This is a genomic window from Halorientalis persicus, from assembly GCF_900110215.1.
GTDB lineage: Archaea > Halobacteriota > Halobacteria > Halobacteriales > Haloarculaceae > Halorientalis > Halorientalis persica.
The window spans coordinates 1-2,038 of record NZ_FOCX01000098.1 but is presented as its reverse complement, the minus strand read 5'-3'; the positions used below and the strand labels follow the sequence as shown (position 1 = coordinate 2,038).

2 protein-coding genes and 1 pseudogene are annotated in these 2,038 nt (G+C 44.0%); 2 read left to right on the top strand and 1 reads right to left on the bottom strand.

Going from position 1 to position 2,038, the window contains the following annotated elements:
- Positions 1-229 precede the first annotated feature (229 nt).
- Together BMX17_RS24755 and BMX17_RS24750 are read left to right on the top strand one after the other, a co-directional pair.
- Positions 230-964 (top strand): hypothetical protein, encoded by a 735-nt coding sequence (locus tag BMX17_RS24755; RefSeq protein ID WP_092665289.1) that lies wholly within the window; start codon positions 230-232, stop codon positions 962-964.
- 109 nt (positions 965-1,073) lie between these two features.
- Positions 1,074-1,817, top strand: a complete 744-nt coding sequence (locus tag BMX17_RS24750; protein ID WP_092665286.1) for a hypothetical protein — start codon at positions 1,074-1,076, stop codon at positions 1,815-1,817.
- A 134-nt stretch (positions 1,818-1,951) separates the two neighbouring features.
- Here the strand turns inward: BMX17_RS24750 and BMX17_RS25715 are convergent.
- Positions 1,952-2,038, bottom strand: a pseudogene (locus BMX17_RS25715) (IS6 family transposase); the annotation flags it as partial.

The window sequence follows — 2,038 nt, the reverse complement described above, 5'->3', positions numbered from 1 at the left end:
ATTGGGAACATATCGGGCACCGCTGGCGCGGTGCCCTTGCCCTCTTCGACTTTCAGTCGCAGCTCTCGCTATCAACAATCTACTTCGCAAGAGCGTTCAGCTATTTGTTCCTTGGGAGTGATTTGAATTAAACATATACTGATAGCATGGAGACATTTATGATTGTACTTAACCAACCTATAGTTGTTCTACCGGTAAGATTATTATAGGAGCCAACTATAAGTTGGATATGGCGCTAAGTGAACAGAGGCTAAGAGAAAAGGCGGCGAATAGCGAATACACAGTTGATGAACTGGATTTGTTGGCTGAAAGTTTAGAACGCACATTACAGAGCCAACTGACAGAACATTTCAAACAGAGCCGACTGAAAAGGGGTCCCGATTACTGGCTTCTTGAGGATTCTCACGGGGTATGGCTTGCACTCTCCGAGTATGAGCTTCAGAAGATGTTGAAAGAAGCAGAGGTGGAATTTGACTCACAGAAACTTCTCAAAATAGCATTCGCTCATCTGGAATCATTCCAGGATATGGGATATACAATTGCCGTCCCAATGAGCGTAGCCCGATATCTCGAAGACTCACTATTTTTTGCGATCTACGTAAGGTTCCCTGAGGAGTTTCAAAATGGGGAGTATCATACATTTCAACGATTCCAAGAACTCCTCTATCGATACGAAATGTCACCAGCTGAGGCTCTGGATTACTGGGCTGTTGAGCACATGAATGAGAGTGCCCGAGGCTGGGGGGCTAAACGAAATGTTCAACCAGAAGCAATCCGCAAAAATATCAGGCAAGCTAAGGAGAAGTTGAAAGATGAAGAGCTGGGGGCCACTCATGAAAATTCTGTTCTTCGGACAGCTTCAGTTGATGAAATACCTCCGGGCAAGCCACATGATCCGGAGAAAGATCTGCTCTATGTCCCTACTGAAGATTATGTCGAAGAACACTCAGAGGAATCCATTTGATCGAACTTTGTTCAAACACTCATTCTTAGAGGAAAACCGTGATGGATAAAGGCCGTATTGTCAGTAAGCAACCATATGAATAACTACAATTACATGATATAGCGATAAAATGGCTGAATCCACAGACTCCAAAAAAACGGCTATTGTACAAGGAGAGTTCCACACTTCAACGCAGGACATAGGTGCCCTTCTTGAGGAGGACTTTGAGGAATGGGATACTCTGCTTGTAGAAGGGAGAGAACCAGTATACAACCTTCAAGACTCCAAATTCGGATTCTCTTACTATGCTATTGGGGCAATGTTCCTTACAACCTTAGTTCTATATTTTCACAAAGTCGTTGACAAGCTCGGAATAGCACACCAAGATCCCGTTGAAGAAGCTAATATTGATTCAAATAAGCGTATTGATGCGGAACACAGGGAGATCTGGGGATTTACTAATAAATGGTTTCGATGGACTTTGTTACTTCTCGCCGGACTCGGTTCGATTATTATCTTAACCCAGCCGGAAGAAGTAGTATCTCTATTTGATCTATTTTTCTATTGGTTTCCCTTTCGAGGATGGCACATATACCTTCTATTCTTCCCAATATTGCCAGGGTTAGTCCATATCTTAACCATAGTTAACCCGACCAGCTCGAACAAAAGAAATCAGGTTATGGTTGAGAACATAATTGAGTATACAAGAGAAAATGATTACGACAGAGCACTGATTCTGGTAGGCGAAATGCATCGTGAGGGGGTGGCAAAGGGACTTGAAGAACAGGATTGGAGCGTGGAAACTAATCAGACGAACAGTAGACTCGGAAAGGGGATTTCTTGGTTATATAACCAATTTGGTGAATGGGAGTGATCCTGACCAGTAGAGCCGATAACTAATTGAAGAGTTACAGTCCCTCCAGATGGCTCCGGCGTGTCTCCATTTGTTCGTCCTTGGACTGCTTGTTGTAGTGCTTATCAAGTATCTCCCTGCTCACGTGGTAGTGTTCAGATTAGCTGATTCCATGCGAAGGCGAACGATTGGAGCCAGTCGTCAGCTGTGTCTCGCTGGGCGTTGCTGAAACAGTTTGAGAA

Excerpts from the sequence above, each read along its gene's own strand:
- BMX17_RS24755 (WP_092665289.1), top strand. The coding sequence starts at position 230 with ATGGCGCTAAGTGAACAGAGGCTAAGAGAAAAGGCGGCGAATAGCGAA.
- BMX17_RS24750 (WP_092665286.1), top strand. The coding sequence starts at position 1,074 with ATGGCTGAATCCACAGACTCCAAAAAAACGGCTATTGTACAAGGAGAG.